Consider the following 19,904-nt stretch of genomic DNA (forward strand, 5'->3'; position numbering starts at 1 on the left):
ATGACTAATAACTAATCCAATCACTCCAGCTACCAGCATAAAGTTTGCCTGTGTGAATATCAGCCAGTTCTAAAGATAGTAAATTGACACAAGCAGTCACACCAGAACCACAGTACACTATAACTTCTTCGGCGTTGTCTAGCTTTGACCAGCGGTGGCGTTGCTCTGAAGATGAAAGTAAGTACCCCGAAGAGTCTGTTACTTCTTGCCAGGGATAGTTTACTGCACCAGAAATATGACCGGCAATTTTATCAATCGGTTCCCTAATGCCTTGGTAGCGATCGCTTTCTCGCGAATCTACTAACACCACATTTGGCAAATCTTTCCGATTAATTACAACTTCTCGATCCACCATCATCTGCGCTTGAATCTGCGGGACAAAATTTCCTTTCTGAGATTCAGGGATAATATCTGTGACAGGATATCCGGCTTTTTGCCATTTGCTAAAGCTACCATCTAATACCGCCACTTTTTCATGTCCAAGATAGCGCAATAACCACCAAAGACGGGCTGCAAATGCAAGGCGAGAATCATCGTAAGCTACAACTAAAGTTTTTTGGAAATTCACCCCCAAGTTGGCTAATTTGTCACCTAGCTCCTTGGGATTGGGTAAAGGATGTCTTCCTCCATGTTTTGCCACAGGGCTAGAAAGATCCTCGTTTAAATCTAGATAGTAAGCTGTTTTGATATGGTTGATTTGGTAAAGTTGTTTTCCTTGTTGCGGATCGGCAAGAGAAAAACGACAATCAACTATAACGACTTCTGGATCTTCAAGATGTTCCAACAGCCACTCATGGGAAACAACAATCATAGTCATTTATCATTAGTCATTGGTCATTAGTTAGTGGTAGGGGCGGGTTTTTACAACAATCTCTCTAGGATGCCGAAATATTTAAATAAACCCGCCCGTACAGTGGTTAGTGGTTTATTACTCTCCGTGTCCTCTTCCTAATCCATAGAATGTCAAACTTAAACGATTTTACACCTGAAATTACAGCTGATGGCTCCTTCACCTTCTTTTCTAAAGAGTTTAGTGAGTCTTTCCATAGCCATTTTGGAGCGCGTCAGGAAAGTTTTTTTAAGTTTGTCGAGCCGACTCAATTAACTTTAAAAGCAAATAAATCGATGCTGCGGTTATTGGATGTTTGCTATGGTTTAGGATACAATACAGCGGCTGCTTTACAATCTATTTGGGCTGTCAATCCTAATTGTGATGTAGAAATAATTGGTTTAGAACAGAATCCAGCTGTGCCACAAGCTGCGATCGCTCATCACTTATTTGATCACTGGAATTACGAGCACACCAAAATTCTCACACAACTGGCTTTCGAGCATCAAATTCAAACCAATTACCTGCAAGCTAGGCTACTAATTGGCGATGCCAGAATTACGATTAGGGAAGTTTACAACTCAGGTTTCCGAGCGGATGCAATTTTTCTTGATCCATTTTCTCCGCCTCAGTGTCCGCACCTATGGACTATTGAATTTATCAAACAACTTGCTCTGTGTTTGCACGAAGATGGCTTAATTGCGACTTACTCCTGTGCTGCTGCTGTACGTACGGCACTTTTAGCTGCTGGCTTACAAATCGGTTCAACTCCTCCAGTAGGGAGGCGATCGCCTGGTACTGTTGCAGCCCACAATCGCGACACGCAGACAGGGGAATACGAAGATGCGGGGAATCTCTCAAAAAATCTCTCCGCGTCCCCTACTCTCCGTGTCTTTGCGTCATTACCACCGCTCTCTCAAGCCGAACAGGAACATTTGCTAACTCGTGCTGCCATTCCTTACCGCGATCCTCAATTGCAAGACTCTCCGAACGTCATACTCAAACGGCGACAACAAGAACAACAAGCTTCTTCTTTGGAACCGACGTCTCGTTGGCGAAAACGTTGGCTCTTCAAAACTGAAGAATGAATAGTTTCAGTAAAATCTTCTTTGCCTGAAAGTCTCTGTCTAGCTATTGTTCGTTAACAAATATAAAAATACTCTATTTTTGAAACTAACGTACTTGTATGTAATTTATTTTACTTGCTTTACAGTTTGTTATTCCGATAGTATAAATACTATAACTGTGATATAAGTTACTTGTATACTCAGTAGTTTATCTTTAGTACCTTATATTGATTGCTTTAGTTTGACGCTCTTTCTTACCTTGGTAGTTAAGTACATTATACTAACTTGCTCTACCTGAAACTTCTGCTTTTAAATAAATTGAACGATGATAAATTTCTCTACCGTTATTATACTCATAAATTTCTATGAAAAATCTGAACTGCCCTTGACTAAAATTGTTTGTACTGAAATTATATTTAGAAAATTTTTGACATTAATTATGTTCTAAATAAATAAAAAAATTGCTGTTGTTTTAACAATCAATTCTTCCTTGAAGAGAAAAAAGAAAATGAAGCTCCAAACTAAAATAACGGCCAAACACTAAAATGGTTTTTTTAAGCTAACTCTAGTAAATGCTCAGAAAAAGTGGAGTGCCTTGTGACTCAATGGACATCCAACCATACAGGCTCTGTCGAATCGATTCTCAATGTGTCAAATCCTTTAAACACAGTTCATAGCAATAATTTAAACTATACTGTAGCCTCACCTAGTACAGAAAATTATTCCTTATACTTATCTCAAAAAGAATTGAACGTTGAACATATAAACACTTTACCTTCTTGGAACAAATCTCAAGTTAATTTTGGTTATGATTCACTAGAATCTACAAACCTACCTGGTAAAGCATCTATACTAAATCGCTCAGACTCAGATGCAGCGAAGGTTTTGGTAGTTGACGATCATCCTGCCAGTCGTATGACTGCTGCTGCACTATTGGCAATGGAAGGCTACGAAGTGATCGAGGCGGATAGTGGTTTTAGTGCTGTTGAATTGGTAACCCAAAAACAACCGGACTTGATTTTATTAGATGTAATGATGCCGGAAATGGATGGGTTTGAAGTTTGTCAGTTACTGAAGCAAGATGAGCATACGCGGTTAATACCAATAATTTTTGTAACAGCATTAAATGATCGGCGATCACGTATTCGGGGAATAGAGGTTGGTGCGGATGATTTCTTGAGTAAACCCTTTGATCGGGTAGAATTGGCAGCACGAGTTAAGTCCCTAGTACGCCAGAAGCGTCTCAATGAGGATTTAGATCACGCCGAACAAGTGTTGTTTTCCATTGCCAGAGCAATCGAAAGCCGCGATCCGAATACAGGCGATCATTGCGAACGGCTAGTAGTATTAGGACAGGCTTTTGGTAAATACCTCAATCTTTCACGCACTCAAATTCGCGATTTGGTGTGGGGTAGTTATCTTCATGATATTGGGAAAGTGGGTATTCCTGATGCAGTTCTGCTGAAAACAGGAAGCTTTACTCCCCAAGAGTGGGAAATTATGAGGCGTCATGTTTTAATTGGTGAAAAAATCTGCCAGCCACTGCGCAGTATGCGGGGTGTAATTCCTATTATTCGTCATCACCATGAACGCTGGGATGGATCGGGCTATCCCGATGGACTCAAAGGTAATGAGATTCCCTGTTTAGCACAAGTATTTCAAATGATTGATATTTATGATGCCTTAATTAGCGAACGCCCCTACAAACGAGCTTTCACACCAGAAGAAGCACTGGCTATCATGCAAGAAGAAACAGCCAAAGGTTGGCGAAATCCGCAATTAATGCAGAAATTTGCGGAATTTATTTGTAATTGTAAATTATCAAATAACATATTATAGTTGCAAGTTATTGACATTTCGGCGTTCAATGAATAGCTGGTATGATTTGAGATTTGAATCTCAAATGACCGAGTTTATTCATCAAAATTTCAGTTAGCCGATAGCTAATTATGGTAGTTGTAGCAATTCTAGCGGCAGGACGCGGGACACGGATGAAATCCAACCTTCCCAAGGTTTTGCATTCTTTGGGTGGGCGATCGCTAGTAGAAAGGGTGATCGAAAGTGTCCAACCGCTTTCGCCTTCGCGTCAAATATTAATAGTGGGATATCAAGCCCAAGAAGTTAAAACAGCCACGCTGTCGATTCCAGACTTGGAGTATGTCGAACAGAGTGTACAATTGGGGACGGGTCATGCGATCCAACAATTACTTCCTTACTTGGAAGGATACACGGGTGATGTCTTGGTGCTAAACGGAGATGTACCACTATTACGCACCGAAACCCTAAAACATCTGTTGCAAATCCACAAAGAAAATCAAAATGCCGCTACTATCCTAACTGCGTATCTAACCGAACCCAGAGGTTATGGACGCGTTTTTTGTAACGGCGAAAATATTGTCCAACAAATTGTTGAAGAAAAAGATTGTACTCCTGCTCAAAGACAAAATCGCCGAATTAATGCTGGAGTTTACTGTTTTCGCTGGCAGGATTTAGCTAAAATTCTGCCGCACTTGCAGGCAAATAATGCCCAGAAAGAATACTATCTTACCGATGCCGTTACGCAAGTTTCACCCGTTATGGCAGTAGATGTTGCAGATTATCAAGAAATCCTTGGCATTAATGATCGCCTGCAACTTGCCTCTGCCTACGAAATTTTGCAAAGACGCATTAAGGAAAAATGGATGATGGCTGGTGTCACTATCATCGATCCTACCAGCATTACAATTGATGACACTGTTGAATTAGAGCCAGATGTAATTATTGAACCTCAAACCCATCTACGAGGAAATACGGTTATTAAGACTGGTAGCCAGATTGGCCCAGGAAGTTTAATTGAAAATAGTCAAATAGGTAAAAATGTTACCGTTCTGTATTCTGTAGTAACAGATAGCATTGTTCAGGAAGGAAGCCGAATTGGCCCTTATGCCCATTTACGCGGCCATGCACAAGTCGGTGTAGGTTGCCGGATTGGAAACTTTGTAGAATTAAAAAATACCAAATTGGGCGATCGCACCAACGCTGCCCATCTCTCCTATTTAGGTGATACCACTACTGGTAATCAAGTAAATATCGGTGCAGGTACAATTACTGCTAACTATGACGGTATAAAAAAACACTCTACTACAATCGGCGATCGCACTAAAACCGGTTCAAATAGCGTTTTAGTAGCACCAATTACTTTGGGCAATGATGTCTACGTAGCAGCCGGCTCCACAATCACAGAAGATGTTCCTGATAATTGCTTGGTGATTGCCCGCGAACGCCAAGTGATTAAACCAGATTGGCATCCAAAAGCTAGGGAATAGGAAGAGGAAGGGCAACAGGGGGACAAGGAGTTGAGAAAGTTGAGGGAGGTGAGGAAGTAATAAGAGTAAATTCTTCCCCATCTTCCCTATCTCCCTTATCTGTTCCTCTTCGACTCTCCCACTCCCCCACTTCTCTTCTTAGCCCCTAAACCCTATGTTTTTACCCTATGTTTTCGATGCAGCCCACTTCTGTTCCTTCGGGAATTTCTAAAGTGTCGCCAAATTGTTCACCGTCGTGAAAGGCAGCCAGTAAAACTTGACTGGTTTTACCCCAAGCGATCATTCCATTAGCATCCAGGGCGATCGCTCCAAAATCACGCTGATGCTGAGATGCTTCTGTAAAAGAACGCTGCATTGCTTCCCTAAGTGACATCCCATCAGTAACACGCACCACAATCCGTGGTGCCAAACACTCATCGATAATATCTTCGCCAATACCAGTACAGCTAACTGCTGCATACTGTGTAGCATAATTACCAGCCGGCATCGCCGAATCGCTAACACGTCCAATTCGCTCAAACCCTTTGCCACCAGTGGAAGTACCAACAGCTAAATGACCGTGGGTATCTAAAGCAACGACACCTATTGTGCCACGTCGGGCATTACTACTTTCTACCAATTCTGGTTCTGCTACTACGCCAGCCATTGCCCGCTGAAAGTTTTCTTGGCGTTCTTGAATCCACTCTTGCAACCGTAAATCAGTTAAAGCGTTATAGCTAGGAATTTGTAGTTCTCGTGCTAATTCTGCGGCACCATAATCAGACAAAACTCGATCAGGAGAGCTTTGTAAGGCTTGTGCCAGTTCGATTGGATTTTTGACTCTAGAAATATTGATTACACCGCTAAAGCTTTGGGTTGTACCATCCATGAGAGAGGCACTCATGCGGATTTGGCCATCTGATTGCAACACAGAGCCAGTACCAGCGTTAAAGCAAGGGTTATCTTCCAACATTTGACACCCTAGTACAACCGCTTCTGTGGCAGTTGCTCCCGAACACAGAAGAGAATAAACCTCTTCCACAACTTTATAGAGCGATTTACGCACAGCCTCTACTCCACCTTTTCCATGCAAAGAACTACCAGCCCCCCCGTGAATAATTAATTTTGGTTGCACCTGCGATTTCATCTCCCCTTGAATATTTGAGCAATCTGAGTCTAAGTGTCTAAGTATATTTACTAATTATTAGTTTCGTTTGTAGTTGTGGAAGAACGGCGACGACGGCAGCGTTCTGAACAATATTTCACTTCGTCCCAGCAATCTGCCCATTTCTTACGCCAAGTGAACGGACGTTGACATACCGGACAAATTTTTGTGGGCAGATCGGATTTAGAACGAGCACGTCCCATGTTTATACTATGCGAATGTAAGATTGATTCCACCAGAGATGAGAATCAATTATAACCAGTTTGTTACAAACACAGAATACTTTTTGTAGATACAACAAGAAATCAGTCATTGATAATTAATTCAAAATATTGTCATGAAAATTTAAAATTCTATAAATTAATCATGGTAAACATCTTAGGTTTTTTCTGTATAGAGTTTATCTATTACAAATTTATACTTACAAGCAAATAGCTTCAGTTATTTAATATTGTGGACTGTAAGCTATTCTCCACATCTAGGCAGTAGGAGAAAAGTTGTCTGCGGATTTTATACACCACTTGCTACCATCAGGAGAACCGCGGCAAGGCAGTAGCTTTTCTTGTGCAACATTGTCTAATCGTTTTACTGCTGCTTTACTTCATGTTCTATGGCATAGTCAAAGTGGATTAATGCTATTAGCTAGCGGTAAAAGCAAGCGACTAACAGCTCGACCATCTGGTAATTGATAAATATGTAATTCTCCTCCGAGTTGGTGCATAAGTTTTTGGCAGATCTGCAAGTGTAAAGTCAGTGGTTGCTCAAAACGAGAAGAAGCCAGCACATCTTTGGATGTATCTTGAACTAGCTCTGTCAGTAACTGCGGTTCAATAAAGCCATTATCTGTAATGGACACTTCTAATAAGCCTTCATCTGAACGGCGACACCAAATATCAATTCTTCCTCCATCAGTAGAACGTTGACAGGCAGCAATTAATAATTCATGGAGAACCAATTCAATTTTGACAATATCACCTGTGATCGCTAACGAGGATTGAGGCAACAGAGAATGGTTTTGCTCTGATTCTGGAGCTTGCTGTTGTTGTCCTAAACCATGTACTCCAACCCACAGCTTTTGTTGTTTGAGTAAATTGTCTACTCGTTCGAGCGATCGCTTCAGCAAACTTGCAATGGGTATAGTTTCCCAACTCATTTGCAACTGCCACACTTCAAGTTTTAATAGCGCTTTCATAGAAGCGTTGGTTTTATCTAGTTGCCATAGCAATTGTTGGTAGCGCATCTGAGTCATTTCATTCTCAGGAATGCCCAAATCCTGCATTTGAGTCAGTAGTTGCGTCACCGTTCTTTGCAAATCTTCTAAACGACGATGTTTGTACCAATTCAGTAGGCTGAGTTCTTCTGTTCTAGACTGAAGCATTTGAGAGATTTGCAGCCATCGTCGCGACCAAGCCATTTGGTAAACTAAAGTTTCTGTGACACGCAAGCAATCTTCTGACCATTGACGCTCTAAATGATCGGCGAGCGCGACTACACCTGTAGGATGATGATCAGGGGTAGTACGTAATGCCATCACCAAAATTTGACCGATGCCAGCACCGTTAAACCATTTCTTTGTTGTCGGGGGTAAATCATCTACTGTTAGAGCCAAGATTCCATCTGTAGCTAGCGCCCACTGAATCAAAGCTTCTGTTTGTAATGGCAAAGGTGTATCAGTCAAGATGTCAAAATGAGAATTGGCTATAACTCCGGGTATAATTTTTGCAACATTTTCTCCTGATTGCCAAGCTATCAGTACTGCTAGAGAACAATTGAGAATAGATGCGATTTGCTCTAGAGCAGTCTGTTCCAGATGCTGTAGAGGTTGAGTTTTAGCACTTTGGGAATCTTCCAGAATCCGAAGACATCGCTGAAAGCTGTGTAAAATTTTTTGTTGTTGTTCTGTGCGCTGGTATAGTTGCCTTTGACGCAGAATTACACCAAGTTGTTGAGCAACAATCTGTACTAATTCCTTTTCTAAGGATGTCCAACTGCGGTGGGCTTCGGTTGCGATCGCCAATAGTGCATGGGGTGGAGAGTTGGGAGCACAATTACTAATCACAAGCGATCGCACACCATTTTTGATTAAGGAAGGATGCCAATTAAAAAATCGCAAATCTTCCTCTAGATTTTCAATTGCCACTCCTTGAGTTGAACGTAACAGCAATTGCCAATCTACGTCTTTGAGGGCATCGAGAGTAGATATTGGCAGACGATGACTATGCAAATGGCTTTGGTAAAAAATTTGATAATTATTCTGTTGAGGATCGTATTGCAATAGCAAAAACCTGGTTGCCGAAAGTTGTTGCAAAATTTTTGTTGCACAGTTATCTAAAATTTCTTGAACCTGATAATCACTATAGATTCCTTGGGCAATATGACCTGTAATGTGAGCATGATCTTGAATTTTTTGGATGGTACTTTCTGTTTCTTCTAACGGGGCAAGTAAGGAAATCAACCCCGCAGCACCCTTAGTGAAATTTTTATCTGCCTCTGCCCAAATTCGTGGTTCAGTGGCTTCCACCGCTAAAAAGCCCAGCAAATCTTTTTGACAAATAATCGGAGCAGCTAAAAGACTACGCACTTGCAGTCTTTGCAGCAACTTCAATGTAAAATTACTTTGTAGGGAACTGCGTCCTTCTCCAATCCAGACAATTTCATTTAGTGATAAAGCAAAATAAAAGTCACTTAAATCATTTACAGTAATTCTAGTTACCGCTTCCTGTGCCTTGGGAAGAAAACCGCGATTGATATTTTTGTTACTGATCCGTCGCCAAAAGTAGCGTTCTTCCCTGTCAAACCAGTAAATCCTGGTTCGGGCAGGCACAACAAATTGATGAGTTGCCTCTACTAATGCTTCTAATCTTTGCTCCAGATTATTAAGGGTTCGCAGACTTTCTAGCAATGGTAACAATAGCTCGTCGAAGCGCTTGGTTTGCTTGTGCTGCAAATCCATCTCCATTTCATAAATTACCGCTGCCAATTCGCCTAAAACCATCATCAATTTGGCTCTAGTTACGCCACTGAGTAAGTAGCCCCAACGCTGCGAACCAAGTAGCACCAAACCTAAGCAGCGATTCTTGTAAGAAATTGGCGCGATAATTGTCCCCTGGATATTAAATTTTTGTGCTAATTGTTGCCATCCCTCAGCCCGAATTTCCGCTCGCAAATCCGGCACACCTAAAGGATGCTGTTCAATTACTACTTGTTCTAGTAAATCCCCAGGATTGAGAACCACTCGTTGTTTTAAGTAACTGATGTCACTACTAGGAGTAATGCCTCCTTTGCCGAACAACACATGATTTAGGCGATCGTAAAGAGCAATCCAAATCAGGTTGTATTCAAACTGTTCTTGCAGATAGGAAATTGTAGTTCCGATCAGAGCATCAAAATTATCCTCTTCCCTGAGAGTTTGAAAAACGCGTCCAAGCGAAAGTATTTGTTCGTCGGCGGCTGTGAAATTATATGGCTGCCTCATTTGGTAATTTAAGTCAACGTCACTGGTTTATACATAAGATGCCCAGAATCAAGCTCTAACTAAATATTTCCGCTCATGCTAAGTGACGAATTTTTATAGACCTGACTAACTACCTGTGCGATATATTATTATTTGTTTCGTTTTACAAAATTTGATCAGGTAGGGCGGGTTGGCACTCAAAGAAATGGATATCTATCAAGTTGCGATTCGTCCCATTCTATTTAACCTCCTCAATGCAGATCCAGAGTGGCTACACTCCTCAACGATTAGCAGTTTACAGTGGCTGGCAAATAATCATGATCACCCACCTGCTAGCTTCGTAAACAAACGCTTGCAGCAATCGTTGTGTAAGCGCGATCGCCGTCTGGAACAAACACTATTTGGGCTAAATTTTTCTAATCCAGTTGGCTTGGCTGCTGGATTTGACAAGGATGGTGTTGCCACTAAAATTTGGCCAAGTTTTGGTTTTGGCTTTGCAGAAGTGGGAACTGTAACCTTTCATGCCCAGCCTGGCAATCCCCGTCCCCGCTTATTTCGCTTGCCCTTAGATCTAGCTGCTCTCAATCGCATGGGCTTTAATAATAGCGGTGCAGCAGCAATGGCAGCACGTTTAGCAGAGTGCAACCAGCACCAATCCTCTTCAATACCTATAGGTATAAACCTGGGCAAATCTAAGGTAACACCCTTAGAAGAAGCGAAAAATGATTATCTCAATAGCTTTCGCTTGCTGAAGGAATTGGGAGACTACTTTGTTGTGAACGTTTCTTCTCCCAACACACCAGGATTGCGATCGCTCCAAGATGCAGCTATGCTCAGTTCTATCTTGGAGAGATTACAACAAGAGAATAATCCACAAAAGCCAATATTTGTCAAGATTGCACCTGACTTGGAATGGGAAGCGATCGCTGACATTATTTCCCTAGTCGAAACCTACAACTTAACAGGAATAATCGCCACCAATACCACCATTCGCCGTGATGGTTTGAAAACACAGGTAATTGCTCAAACAGGCAAATCTCCCCAAGCAGAAGCGGGTGGAATTAGTGGTGCGCCATTACGCGATCGCTCCACAGAGGTTATTCGGTTTATTTGGCAGCAAACTCAAGGTAAAATGCCGATCATCGGCGTTGGTGGTATTTTTACCCCAGAAGACGCTTGGGAGAAAATAACTGCTGGTGCTTGCCTCATCCAAGTCTACACAGGCTGGATTTACTCTGGGCCAATGATAGTGCGCCGTATTCTCGAAGGCTTGCTTGCAAAGTTAGAAACAACTGGATTAAATTCCATCTCCGAAGCCGTGGGACTAGAAGTAAAAAGTAAAAATTAGAAACAGAATCAACTAGACTGTTTCCTTTACCTTTTGTATGCTTGCCTATTAACTTTTAGTTTCTTCCATAGGAAAAAACTCCTTAGTTTCTGGAGAATATACCCAAGCAATACCATCCGGATCTCTGCTGCGACTCCATTCATAAAAGTCTGGATCGTCTCGCCGTTTATACACTGTGCTGGAATAAACATTGAGCCGTTTTGCCAATTCAGATTGGATCAAAGAGCCAAAAGTCAGTTGTTTTTCTAGTGGTTTTTTAATTTCCTCTAGATTTGTGTGTGTTATGGTTTCTGTTTCTAGTTCTTCCTCAGTAAATTTGGGTGAAGGAGGCGCTAACCAATTGTCAACAGGTTGAATATCATGTTGAGAAGGAGGAAGCTCTTTAACTGGTTCGCTACTGTCAAGGATACTACCTAGAGTGCTGACAGTGATAAAGTGGTAGACCTTGTTACCGTCTTCAGAAGTAACAATGTTGGCTCCAAATTCTGACGCTTTTGCATCTAGGTAGCGTTTTGCCACATCTCCCGCAAAATTGCCTTTTATTGCCAAGTCCATAGGCGTTATTCTGCCTTGGTTTTCCCGCATCAACTGATTAAACAGCGGGTTAACTTGCAGACACCACTTTTGCCATTGATAGTACTGCCAAATATTGAAGCCCAATATCAGTAGAATCGCCGCCAACCAAATTCGCCAGGTAGCAACTAGAAAAATAATCAAAAATGATAGTGGCAAAAGCAGAATTAGGTAACTTTTGCCATAATCTTCGCCGTAGTCTTCTATTGATTTTTCACTCATGCCGATTTTTGCCAAGTGACTCTTAAGGAAATGATATTATCTTGGCAAAAATTTAGGCAAATATTTGTAGCTTTAGTTTATTTGCCAAATATTTTCCGGCAAAACCTATGTAGGTTAATGGTTATACTAGGCAGCCACCTCTGGTTTTCCTTAGCAATTGGGTACAAAATCGAAAATTTTTTATCTAAAAATAAATAGCAGGCAAAAATTGGCATTCAAACTTGGGCAAAAGGGTAAAATCTGACGGCTGGATGTTTGATGCTGGTATTTGAAAGATGCTGCGGCGCTGTTTGTTAATTGGTATAGCCCAAATCACTACTATGCTGGCAAACAAGAATTAACAGAAGACTTTGCAACAGTTATTCGGAGGCTATAGCTGAAAATCCAGCGGTGTGGTAGAAGAAATCCTCTACGCTAGCGATGGATGGGCTATTAACAAGTGCGCATATCCTTGCGTTGGTTTTACTGTCGATAGGTAAAGCACCAGAAGCGAAAAACGCCTTTACTAACATCTTTGCTTCTGTTGTCCGTAGTGCCAATCCTATTGAAACCCATACAGCGAAATGTTTTGAAACGCCTTGGCAGACTTTGGCTATGAACATACTCTTTTATTTACGACGATTTCTTGACGCAACCATTTGTACAGTCAGTTGTGAATCTACTGATTTACGCTGAATCAGACTTTTATAACTACCGATCTAATTTGGAAGACTATGAGAAACGCTTGGCAGGCAAGGATATTCAGTGATAGAAGAATTCTGCACCAACATCTATACCCTTAGTATGATTCGCATCTAACAGCAAAATCAATATGCAAGATAGATGCTCCCATACCTGGGAACTGTGAAGATGAAGACACAATGCTCTTCATACTTCTTAACAGCCATGACCTTTGATTATGATTTATTTGTAATAGGTGCTGGCCCAGCTGGACTAGCAGCAGCAAAAAAAGCAGCTTCTTTTAGTGTTCGTGTTGCCGTTGCCGAACAAGAAGCTCTGGGTGGTACTTGTGTAAATCGCGGTTGTGTTCCGAAAAAATTTATAGTACACGCCGCAGACTTTGCTCTTCAAAATCAGATGGCACATAGTTACGGTTGGAGCGAATGTCCAAGAAACTTCGACTGGACGTATTTTATTCACTCAGTACACCAACAGATAGAAAGTATTAATTACTCATATTTTGAGCAGTTGCAAAAAGCTGGAATTGACTTAATTCGCGGCCATGCTACTTTCATTGATGCTCATACCATAAATATTGACGATCGCAAATTTACAGCTGACAAAATTTTAATTGCCGTCGGCGCACGTCCAATGCAATCGCCTATCCCTGGAATAGAATACAGCATTACTTCCCGCGAGATGTTTAATCTACCCTACTTACCAGAACGCTTGGCAATGATTGGCGGTGGCTACATAGGTGTAGAATTTGCCAGTATGATGAACGCTTTTGGTTGCGAAGTGACAGTTGTGGAAACAGATGACATGATTCTATCGGGTTTTGATGATGATATTCGCTCTGGCGTTCAACAAAGTCTCAAAAACCGAGGTATTGAGTTTTTCACCAACTGTAGTGCTGAAGAAATTAAACATGGTGGTGATGAAGGCTTGTTATTATCCATCGCTGGCAATAACTCAATCACGATAGCAGCAGATACTATCTTAGTTGCCACAGGTCGTATTCCGAATACTAAAGATCTTGGCTTGGAAAATGCTGGAGTGGGAGTTGGTGACAAAGGTGAAATCCAAGTTGATGCAGATAATCGTACTACCCAGGAAAATATTTTTGCTGTCGGTGACTGTACTAACCGCTTGCAGTTAACACCTGTTGCCAAAGCAGAAGCCGTTACTTTTGCCAATATAGTTTTTGGCCAAAAGTCGCAAAAACTCAATTATGATTATGTGCCTTCCGCCGTTTTTTCGCGTCCGGAAGCAGCAAGCGTGGGAATGACTGAGGCAAAAGCACGGGAAAAATTTGGTGAATCTATAAAAATCTACCGCGATCGCTTTCAACCCCTATTGTTTAAGTTGGGCAACCAAGATGAGCAAGCAATGCTCAAATTAGTTGTAGAGGGTGAATCAGAGCAAATTTTGGGCGCTCATATGGTTGGTGAAAACGCCGCAGATATCATTCAATGCCTTGCTGTGGCAATTAGCAAAGGTATTACCAAGCAAGATCTAGATGATACAATTGGCATCCACCCAACTACAGCAGAGGAGTTCCTAACGTTAAATTAAATTAAGGGCTGGAACTACAAAAAATAATAATTTATGACATACGATTACGACCTGTTTGTCATTGGTGCTGGTTCTGGAGGTTTAGCGGCTTCCAAACGTGCTGCCAGCTATGGAGCAAAAGTAGCGATCGCCGAGCAAGATTTAGTTGGCGGTACTTGTGTCATCCGTGGCTGTATTCCCAAAAAACTCATGGTTTATAGTTCCCACTTTCCCGCGTTATTTCACGACGCCGCAGGCTACGGTTGGAAAGTAGGTGAAGCCGAGTTAGATTGGGAATATTTAATTACAGCTATAGATAAGGAAGTCAGACGACTATCGCACCTGCATATCACCTACTTAGAAAAAGCAGGGGTGGAACTCATCCCCAGTCATGCAACTTTAGTAGATCCGCACACTGTAGAAGTTGATGGACGCAAAGTCACAGCAGACAAAATTTTAATTGCTGTTGGGGGACGTCCCATCAAACCAGAGTTGCCGGGGATGGAATATGGTATTACCTCCAACGAAATGTTTCTCCTCAAAGAAAAACCAAAACACATCGCTGTGATTGGTGCTGGTTATATTGGCACTGAATTCGCCTGTATTATGCGTGGTTTGGGATGTGAAGTTACCCAAATTATCCGTAAAGAACTGATACTAAAGGGTTTTGATGAAGATATTCGCACCAACATTCAAGAAGGAATGACTAACCACGGAATTAAAATTATCCGAAATACAGTGGTGGAAACAGTTGAAAAAGTGCCAGAAGGACTGAAGCTAAATTTATCTGGAGATAGTACAGAACCAGTCATTGCTGATGTATTTTTGGTAGCAACAGGTCGTATTCCCAATGTCGAGGGATTAGGTTTGGACAATGCAGGAGTTGAACTAGTACCTAGTGCGATTGAGGGGCCAGGATACAGTACGATGAATGCGATCGCTGTCAACGAATATAGCCAAACTTCCCAGGAAAATATCTTTGCTGTTGGCGATGTTACAGACAGGATAAATTTAACTCCGGTCGCAATCGGTGAGGGACGTGCTTTTGCAGATAGTGAATACGGTAATAACCGTCGTGTATTTAGTCACGAAGATGTGGCAACAGCCGTATTTTCAACACCTGAAGCTGCTACAGTTGGTTTGACGGAAGCCGAAGCACGTCAAAAATTCGGAGATGATGCAGTAACAGTATATCGCGCTCGCTTTCGACCCTTGTTTCACAGCTTGACTGGTGCTGAAGAAAGAACAATGATGAAGTTGATAGTCGATGCTAACACCGACAAAGTGTTGGGTGCTCACATGGTAGGAGAAAATTCAGCGGAGATCATTCAAGGTGTGGCGATCGCTGTCAAGATGGGTGCAACTAAAAAGGATTTTGACGCGACTGTTGGTATTCACCCCACAGCAGCAGAAGAGTTTGTCACAATGCGTTGATAGTTATTTGTAATATTTAGTCATTAGTCATTTGTCAGTCACCAATGAGAAATGACTAATGATTAAGGATGATCTGACTGAGAAAAGCTGAATGTCTAGTGAATATATTTACCTTCACGGCTTTGCATCCAGTCCTCATTCTGCCAAAGCTCAGTACATAAGCGATCGCTTTGCAGAATGCAATATCAAACTGCAAATTCCTGATTTGAATTTTGGGGATTTTTCTCATCTCACAATTACGCGACAGATAAATCAAGTCGCCGCAGAATTTCCTCCAAATTCTTCACCAGTAACTCTGATTGGTTCAAGTTTGGGTGGCTTAACTGCTGCCCACTTAGGACAAAAATATTTACAAGTAGAAAAACTTGTTTTGTTAGCGCCAGCTTTTGAATTTTTATCTCACTGGTTACCAACTTTAGGAGATGAAAAAATCAAACGTTGGCAGCAGGAAAAATATTTAATGGTTTATCACTATGGGGAGGAAAAATCCTTGCCTCTAAGTTATGATTTCATAACAGATGCTGTGCAATATCAAGAAGAAAATTTACAACGTCCTATTCCTACCCTGATTTTGCACGGAAAAAATGATGAAGTTATTCCAATTCAAGCCAGTTACGATTTTACGAAACTGCGTCCCTGGGTAAAGTTAGCGGAACTTGAGAGCGATCATGCCTTAGGTAATGTCATGGCAGAAATTTGGCAGGCAATTAAACACTTTTGCCAGTTACCTTGAAGTTGTATAATATTTAGTTCTTTGACCAATGACCATTGACTAATGACTAATTTATGCTGCCATTCATTCGCTCGGATTTAGCTCTATTTACTGCTTATAAACCCCACCCTGGGAGCGATACAGCCCAACCAGTCTCAGCAACTCAGCTTGATCGTCTAGATACTAATGAAAGCCCTTATGATTTGCCTTCAGAGTTAAAAGAAAAGCTGGCATGGACGTATCAGCAGGTAATAGAGACAAATCGTTATCCCGATGGCGCTCACGAGGAATTAAAAAGCGCGATCGCTGAGTATGTCAATGAGTCAGCGGGCTTTTCCTCATCTGTTTTCACTACTACTAATATTTCTGTTGGTAATGGTTCAGATGAACTCATCCGTTCGTTATTAATCGCCACTTGTCTGGGAGAAGGTTCTATTCTTGTTGCCACTCCGACTTTTTCTATGTATGCGATTTTGGCAAAAACTTTGGGAATTTCAGTCGTAGAGGTGAACAGAAATGAAACGAATTTTGAAATTAATTTAAAAGCAGCACAAGCAGCCATAGAGCAAAATCACAATCCTCCGATCCGGGCAGTTTTTGTAGTTCATCCCAATTCCCCTACCGCCAATGCTTTAACCGCAACAGAAATAGTATGGTTAAAAAGTCTGCCAGAGCATATTTTAGTCGTAATTGACGAAGCTTATTTTGAATTCAGTCAAATTACTATAGTCAATGAATTGTTACAGCGCTCTAACTGGGTGATACTGCGTACATTTTCTAAAGCTTTCCGATTAGCTGCCATGCGCGTTGGCTATTGCATAGCCCATCCTGAGCTAATTGCAATATTAGAAAAGGTTCGCCTACCCTACAACCTTCCGAGTCTCTCAATGGCTGGGGCATTAGTTGCTTTACAAAACCGTAAACTGTTGCTAGGTTCAGTACCGCAAGCTTTAAATGAACGAGCTAAACTCATTGAAACTTTATCACAGCAACCAGAACTGCAAGTTTGGGACAGTGCTGCTAACTTTATCTATTTGCGTTTGAAACAAACTACCTCTCAAGCCCAAGACACCACTTTAAAAGCCCTTAATCACCAACTTCAAGCTAATGGTACTCTTGTACGAGAGATTTATGGCGGATTGAGAATTACTATTGGAACTGCTGAGGAAAACGCCCGCACTTTGAATAACTTGCAAGTTGCTCTCGCAAATCTCAAATTAAAACCATTAGCTTAGTAATAAAATCTGTGATTTACCTCACTGCCCAAGCGGCGCACTACTGCCACAGTTTGCGGCAAGACACCTACTAAAAGGGCAAAAGCTTCATCTGGTAACAAAGCCACAACCTCAGGGGGAAAATATTGTTCAAATTGATCGAGGATCTTTTGGACTCGCTGCTGGGGAAGTTGGTTTTCTGTAATTTGCTTGATCAACCGAATCCACTGCCGCCTAATTAAGTAAGCTTTCTGTCGCTCTTCATTAGTTTCAGGTGGCAATAAAGACAGATTTCCTATTGGCAGCGCCCCTTGACAATCACGATCATAATCGCCACCTACTGCTGCTCCCGGCCCCGCAAACTCTGCATGATACTGTTTAAAAAGTATTAATCCATTTCGTTTTCGACTGTTGATCACGAATACTTTTCCGCTTAATAGTTTTTTTAGGATATCCGAGCCATAAGATCGCTCAGCCCCATCTGGCATGACGATATAGTCGAGGAAACTTCTGTCAGGATAATAGGTAGATACCATAGCAGTCTGATAGCGTCGGCGCTTTTCGCTATCCATCTTTTCCCAAAAAGAAAATGAATTTGATAATTGCTTGCACTTAAAATAGATTGTTATTTAATTAAAGCTTTTTTCTTATCTTAATTATTAACTTTTGAAGTCAACTGAACTAAGATAAAAAATAATATAGGCTCTGTCCAGTCATTGAGTAACCATAATTTTATGAGATTTAAATTGATTTGTCTGCTAGCATAAGTGTATTTTATTAAAGTTTTTATAAAGATGAATATATAAGTTACAAAGATATTATGAGGACTTTAATAACTATCAATAGTGTTTTTACTGTTATAGCAAATCTCATCTGTTTTACTATCAAAAATACTTATATTTATATACAGAAACATTTTTCACATTATTAAGCTTAAATCAAAAATAAATTTTTCCTAATCTTCTAATAATATATTTACTTTTTTGGGAATATATTAATAAATGTATATATAGTTCAAAGTTTAGATAAAATTATTGTCAGCAAAAGCAAAACAAGAACTTCTTTAACTTCATCATTAATTACTCAATAACTTAGTAAGTTTATAAAATTTTTGTTTAATAGCCATAGAGTTATATATACATCAATCTTAACTAATTTAGTATAGTGGTGTGTAAAATGCCAAAGCAGAAATTAGTTGAAAAGTGATTGAATTTGGCTATAACAGGCTAGAAGCTCAACCAGATGAAAGTTTTCATCGATTAACTAAACTTATATAAGTTTCCTAGCAAAGCTAGTGTCAAAGTTGGTATTGACGATCCAAAAGCAAATAAACAGCTAATTACTCAGCTAAAAGATGTTTGTGTAATAATATTTGTTGCGATCGCTTCAAGAAAAATATATTCCAGCTAGGTTCAACTTTGTGTACTCGATATCCCTGCTTGAAATAAAGCTGACGTGCTTGATAGTTGTTTTCCAAAACGTGGAGATATAGCTCTTCAAATCCCCATTCTCGAACTATTTTTTCGCTGGCTATAAGCAGCTGTGAAGCAGCACCTTGCCTGCGGTATTTGGGGTGAACCGCTAAATTAGACAGATAAGGAAAACTCCTGCCAACTTCTGTCCAAGCATCATTAAATCGCACACCTAACTCTACAGTACCAACTAAGTTATCAGCTAGACCACCAGTAGTATCAACAGCAACCAAACACATATGATGGGGTGCTGCTGATGCCAAGCGATGTCTTAAATCTTCGTAAATTCCTAAACGTAGTAGCGGGAAAGCCCATCCCCAGAAACCTTTTTGGGAATGAAAGCTTTCGGCAATAATTTGAGCAACACCGATCAAATCAGCAGCTGTAGCCGCGCGGACTTGGAAATGGCAGGAAGCTTGATCGGCGGCTATAACGAGCGGTTCTTGGTGGAATGGGTCTAAAAACCAGGATGTCAAGGTTAGTTTCGTGTTGAATTGATTGAACAACAATCCTTTCCAATATCCTAAAACACCATTCAACTTATGTGAAAAATTGAAACAGTTTAGTTTGTTGAACTTAGTTTTAAGAGTTAGAGACTGATTGAAGCATAATCTAACTGCTAGAGAATAGGGGTGATAGTAACTAATGTTCCATAATTCTTAGTCTCTCATTTATCATCCCTCATTTAGCATTCCTTACCTAGCTGCCCCTTGTCTTGCCAAGATGCTGATAACTAAATTTTAAGTGTTAATTTAGCTATATATTATACCTAGTTTTTTAGCTTATGATTGTAAAGTTTTTGCTTTGACAAAAACAGCCATAAATAAAATTTACCTGCAAGTGTTAGTGTCGGTGCTATGACGGGAAAACTTAATATGCAGCATATATAACTTCAACCGGATATTGAAACCAAATT

General features: G+C 40.8%; 15 protein-coding genes and 1 pseudogene. 9 read left to right on the forward strand and 7 right to left on the reverse strand.

Annotated features, from left to right (window positions below; genetic code table 11):
* Positions 1-4: 4 nt before the first annotated feature.
* Positions 5-817, reverse strand: coding sequence for a sulfurtransferase (locus U2718_RS26425; protein ID WP_341997167.1), 813 nt, complete (start codon positions 815-817; stop codon positions 5-7).
* Between the two features lie 143 nt (positions 818-960).
* Here U2718_RS26425 and U2718_RS26430 point away from each other — a divergent pair, with 143 nt between their 5' ends.
* From U2718_RS26430 to glmU, 3 genes are all read left to right on the forward strand, one after another.
* Positions 961-1,917: a tRNA (5-methylaminomethyl-2-thiouridine)(34)-methyltransferase MnmD gene (locus tag U2718_RS26430; protein WP_341997165.1), complete on the forward strand. Its 957-nt coding sequence runs from the start codon at positions 961-963 to the stop codon at positions 1,915-1,917.
* 576 nt (positions 1,918-2,493) lie between these two features.
* Positions 2,494-3,735: a two-component system response regulator gene (locus U2718_RS26435; protein WP_341997163.1), complete on the forward strand. Its 1,242-nt coding sequence runs from the start codon at positions 2,494-2,496 to the stop codon at positions 3,733-3,735.
* A 110-nt stretch (positions 3,736-3,845) separates the two neighbouring features.
* The gene (glmU, locus tag U2718_RS26440) at positions 3,846-5,201 is read left to right on the forward strand and encodes a bifunctional UDP-N-acetylglucosamine diphosphorylase/glucosamine-1-phosphate N-acetyltransferase GlmU (RefSeq protein ID WP_341997161.1); all 1,356 of its coding nucleotides are present in this window, start codon (positions 3,846-3,848) and stop codon (positions 5,199-5,201) included.
* 160 nt (positions 5,202-5,361) lie between these two features.
* Here the strand turns inward: glmU and U2718_RS26445 are convergent, their stop codons facing one another.
* The 3 genes from U2718_RS26445 to U2718_RS26455 form a co-directional block, all read right to left on the reverse strand.
* A complete protein-coding gene (locus U2718_RS26445; RefSeq protein ID WP_341997159.1) occupies positions 5,362-6,327 on the reverse strand; it encodes an isoaspartyl peptidase/L-asparaginase in 966 nt (321 codons plus the stop codon).
* A 50-nt stretch (positions 6,328-6,377) separates the two neighbouring features.
* Positions 6,378-6,548, reverse strand: coding sequence for a DUF2256 domain-containing protein (locus U2718_RS26450; RefSeq protein ID WP_341997157.1), 171 nt, complete (start codon positions 6,546-6,548; stop codon positions 6,378-6,380).
* A 416-nt stretch (positions 6,549-6,964) separates the two neighbouring features.
* Positions 6,965-9,820 carry a GAF domain-containing protein gene (locus U2718_RS26455; RefSeq protein WP_341997155.1) on the reverse strand — a complete coding sequence of 952 codons (2,856 nt, stop codon included), beginning with the start codon at positions 9,818-9,820 and terminating at the stop codon, positions 6,965-6,967.
* A 184-nt stretch (positions 9,821-10,004) separates the two neighbouring features.
* Between U2718_RS26455 and U2718_RS26460 the strand changes: the two genes are divergently transcribed.
* Positions 10,005-11,147 carry a quinone-dependent dihydroorotate dehydrogenase gene (locus U2718_RS26460; RefSeq protein ID WP_341997244.1) on the forward strand — a complete coding sequence of 381 codons (1,143 nt, stop codon included), beginning with the start codon at positions 10,005-10,007 and terminating at the stop codon, positions 11,145-11,147.
* 48 nt (positions 11,148-11,195) lie between these two features.
* On the opposite strand, the gene U2718_RS26465 is transcribed toward U2718_RS26460, so the two are convergent.
* Complete coding sequence (locus tag U2718_RS26465; protein ID WP_341997153.1) at positions 11,196-11,942, reverse strand: hypothetical protein; 747 nt, start codon at positions 11,940-11,942, stop codon at positions 11,196-11,198.
* Positions 11,943-12,178: 236 nt separating this feature from the next.
* Between U2718_RS26465 and U2718_RS26470 the strand changes: the two are divergent.
* The 5 genes and pseudogenes from U2718_RS26470 to U2718_RS26490 all read left to right on the forward strand — a co-directional run.
* Positions 12,179-12,482, forward strand: a pseudogene (locus U2718_RS26470) (TROVE domain-containing protein); the annotation flags it as partial.
* A 345-nt stretch (positions 12,483-12,827) separates the two neighbouring features.
* The gene (gorA, locus tag U2718_RS26475) at positions 12,828-14,177 is read left to right on the forward strand and encodes a glutathione-disulfide reductase (RefSeq protein WP_341997242.1); all 1,350 of its coding nucleotides are present in this window, start codon (positions 12,828-12,830) and stop codon (positions 14,175-14,177) included.
* 33 nt (positions 14,178-14,210) lie between these two features.
* Positions 14,211-15,590, forward strand: coding sequence for a glutathione-disulfide reductase (gor, locus tag U2718_RS26480; protein WP_341997151.1), 1,380 nt, complete (start codon positions 14,211-14,213; stop codon positions 15,588-15,590).
* Positions 15,591-15,681: 91 nt separating this feature from the next.
* On the forward strand, positions 15,682-16,323 hold the full coding sequence (locus tag U2718_RS26485; RefSeq protein WP_341997149.1) for a YqiA/YcfP family alpha/beta fold hydrolase: 642 nt from the start codon (positions 15,682-15,684) through the stop codon (positions 16,321-16,323).
* Between the two features lie 53 nt (positions 16,324-16,376).
* Positions 16,377-17,537, forward strand: coding sequence for a histidinol-phosphate transaminase (locus U2718_RS26490; protein WP_341997147.1), 1,161 nt, complete (start codon positions 16,377-16,379; stop codon positions 17,535-17,537).
* Here the strand turns inward: U2718_RS26490 and U2718_RS26495 are convergent.
* Positions 17,534-18,088, reverse strand: a complete 555-nt coding sequence (locus U2718_RS26495) for a hypothetical protein (RefSeq protein ID WP_341997145.1) — start codon at positions 18,086-18,088, stop codon at positions 17,534-17,536. The genes U2718_RS26490 and U2718_RS26495 overlap by 4 nt on opposite strands.
* A 767-nt stretch (positions 18,089-18,855) precedes the next feature.
* The gene (locus U2718_RS26500) at positions 18,856-19,464 is read right to left on the reverse strand and encodes a GNAT family N-acetyltransferase (RefSeq protein WP_341997143.1); all 609 of its coding nucleotides are present in this window, start codon (positions 19,462-19,464) and stop codon (positions 18,856-18,858) included.
* Positions 19,465-19,904: the final 440 nt, after the last annotated feature.

The organism is Chlorogloeopsis sp. ULAP02, assembly GCF_038404745.2.
Taxonomy (GTDB): domain Bacteria; phylum Cyanobacteriota; class Cyanobacteriia; order Cyanobacteriales; family Nostocaceae; genus Chlorogloeopsis.

What these genes read in the sequence shown, in the direction of transcription:
- U2718_RS26425 (WP_341997167.1), bottom strand. Translation starts at nt 817, where the DNA reads ATGACTATGATTGTTGTTTCCCATGAGTGGCTGTTGGAACATCTTGAA.
- U2718_RS26430 (WP_341997165.1), top strand. Translation starts at nt 961, where the DNA reads ATGTCAAACTTAAACGATTTTACACCTGAAATTACAGCTGATGGCTCC.
- glmU (WP_341997161.1), top strand. Translation starts at nt 3,846, where the DNA reads ATGGTAGTTGTAGCAATTCTAGCGGCAGGACGCGGGACACGGATGAAA.
- U2718_RS26445 (WP_341997159.1), bottom strand. Translation starts at nt 6,327, where the DNA reads ATGAAATCGCAGGTGCAACCAAAATTAATTATTCACGGGGGGGCTGGT.
- U2718_RS26450 (WP_341997157.1), bottom strand. Translation starts at nt 6,548, where the DNA reads ATGGGACGTGCTCGTTCTAAATCCGATCTGCCCACAAAAATTTGTCCG.
- U2718_RS26455 (WP_341997155.1), bottom strand. Translation starts at nt 9,820, where the DNA reads ATGAGGCAGCCATATAATTTCACAGCCGCCGACGAACAAATACTTTCG.
- U2718_RS26460 (WP_341997244.1), top strand. Translation starts at nt 10,005, where the DNA reads ATGGATATCTATCAAGTTGCGATTCGTCCCATTCTATTTAACCTCCTC.
- U2718_RS26465 (WP_341997153.1), bottom strand. Translation starts at nt 11,942, where the DNA reads ATGAGTGAAAAATCAATAGAAGACTACGGCGAAGATTATGGCAAAAGT.
- gorA (WP_341997242.1), top strand. Translation starts at nt 12,828, where the DNA reads ATGACCTTTGATTATGATTTATTTGTAATAGGTGCTGGCCCAGCTGGA.
- gor (WP_341997151.1), top strand. Translation starts at nt 14,211, where the DNA reads ATGACATACGATTACGACCTGTTTGTCATTGGTGCTGGTTCTGGAGGT.
- U2718_RS26485 (WP_341997149.1), top strand. Translation starts at nt 15,682, where the DNA reads ATGTCTAGTGAATATATTTACCTTCACGGCTTTGCATCCAGTCCTCAT.
- U2718_RS26490 (WP_341997147.1), top strand. Translation starts at nt 16,377, where the DNA reads ATGCTGCCATTCATTCGCTCGGATTTAGCTCTATTTACTGCTTATAAA.
- U2718_RS26495 (WP_341997145.1), bottom strand. Translation starts at nt 18,088, where the DNA reads ATGGATAGCGAAAAGCGCCGACGCTATCAGACTGCTATGGTATCTACC.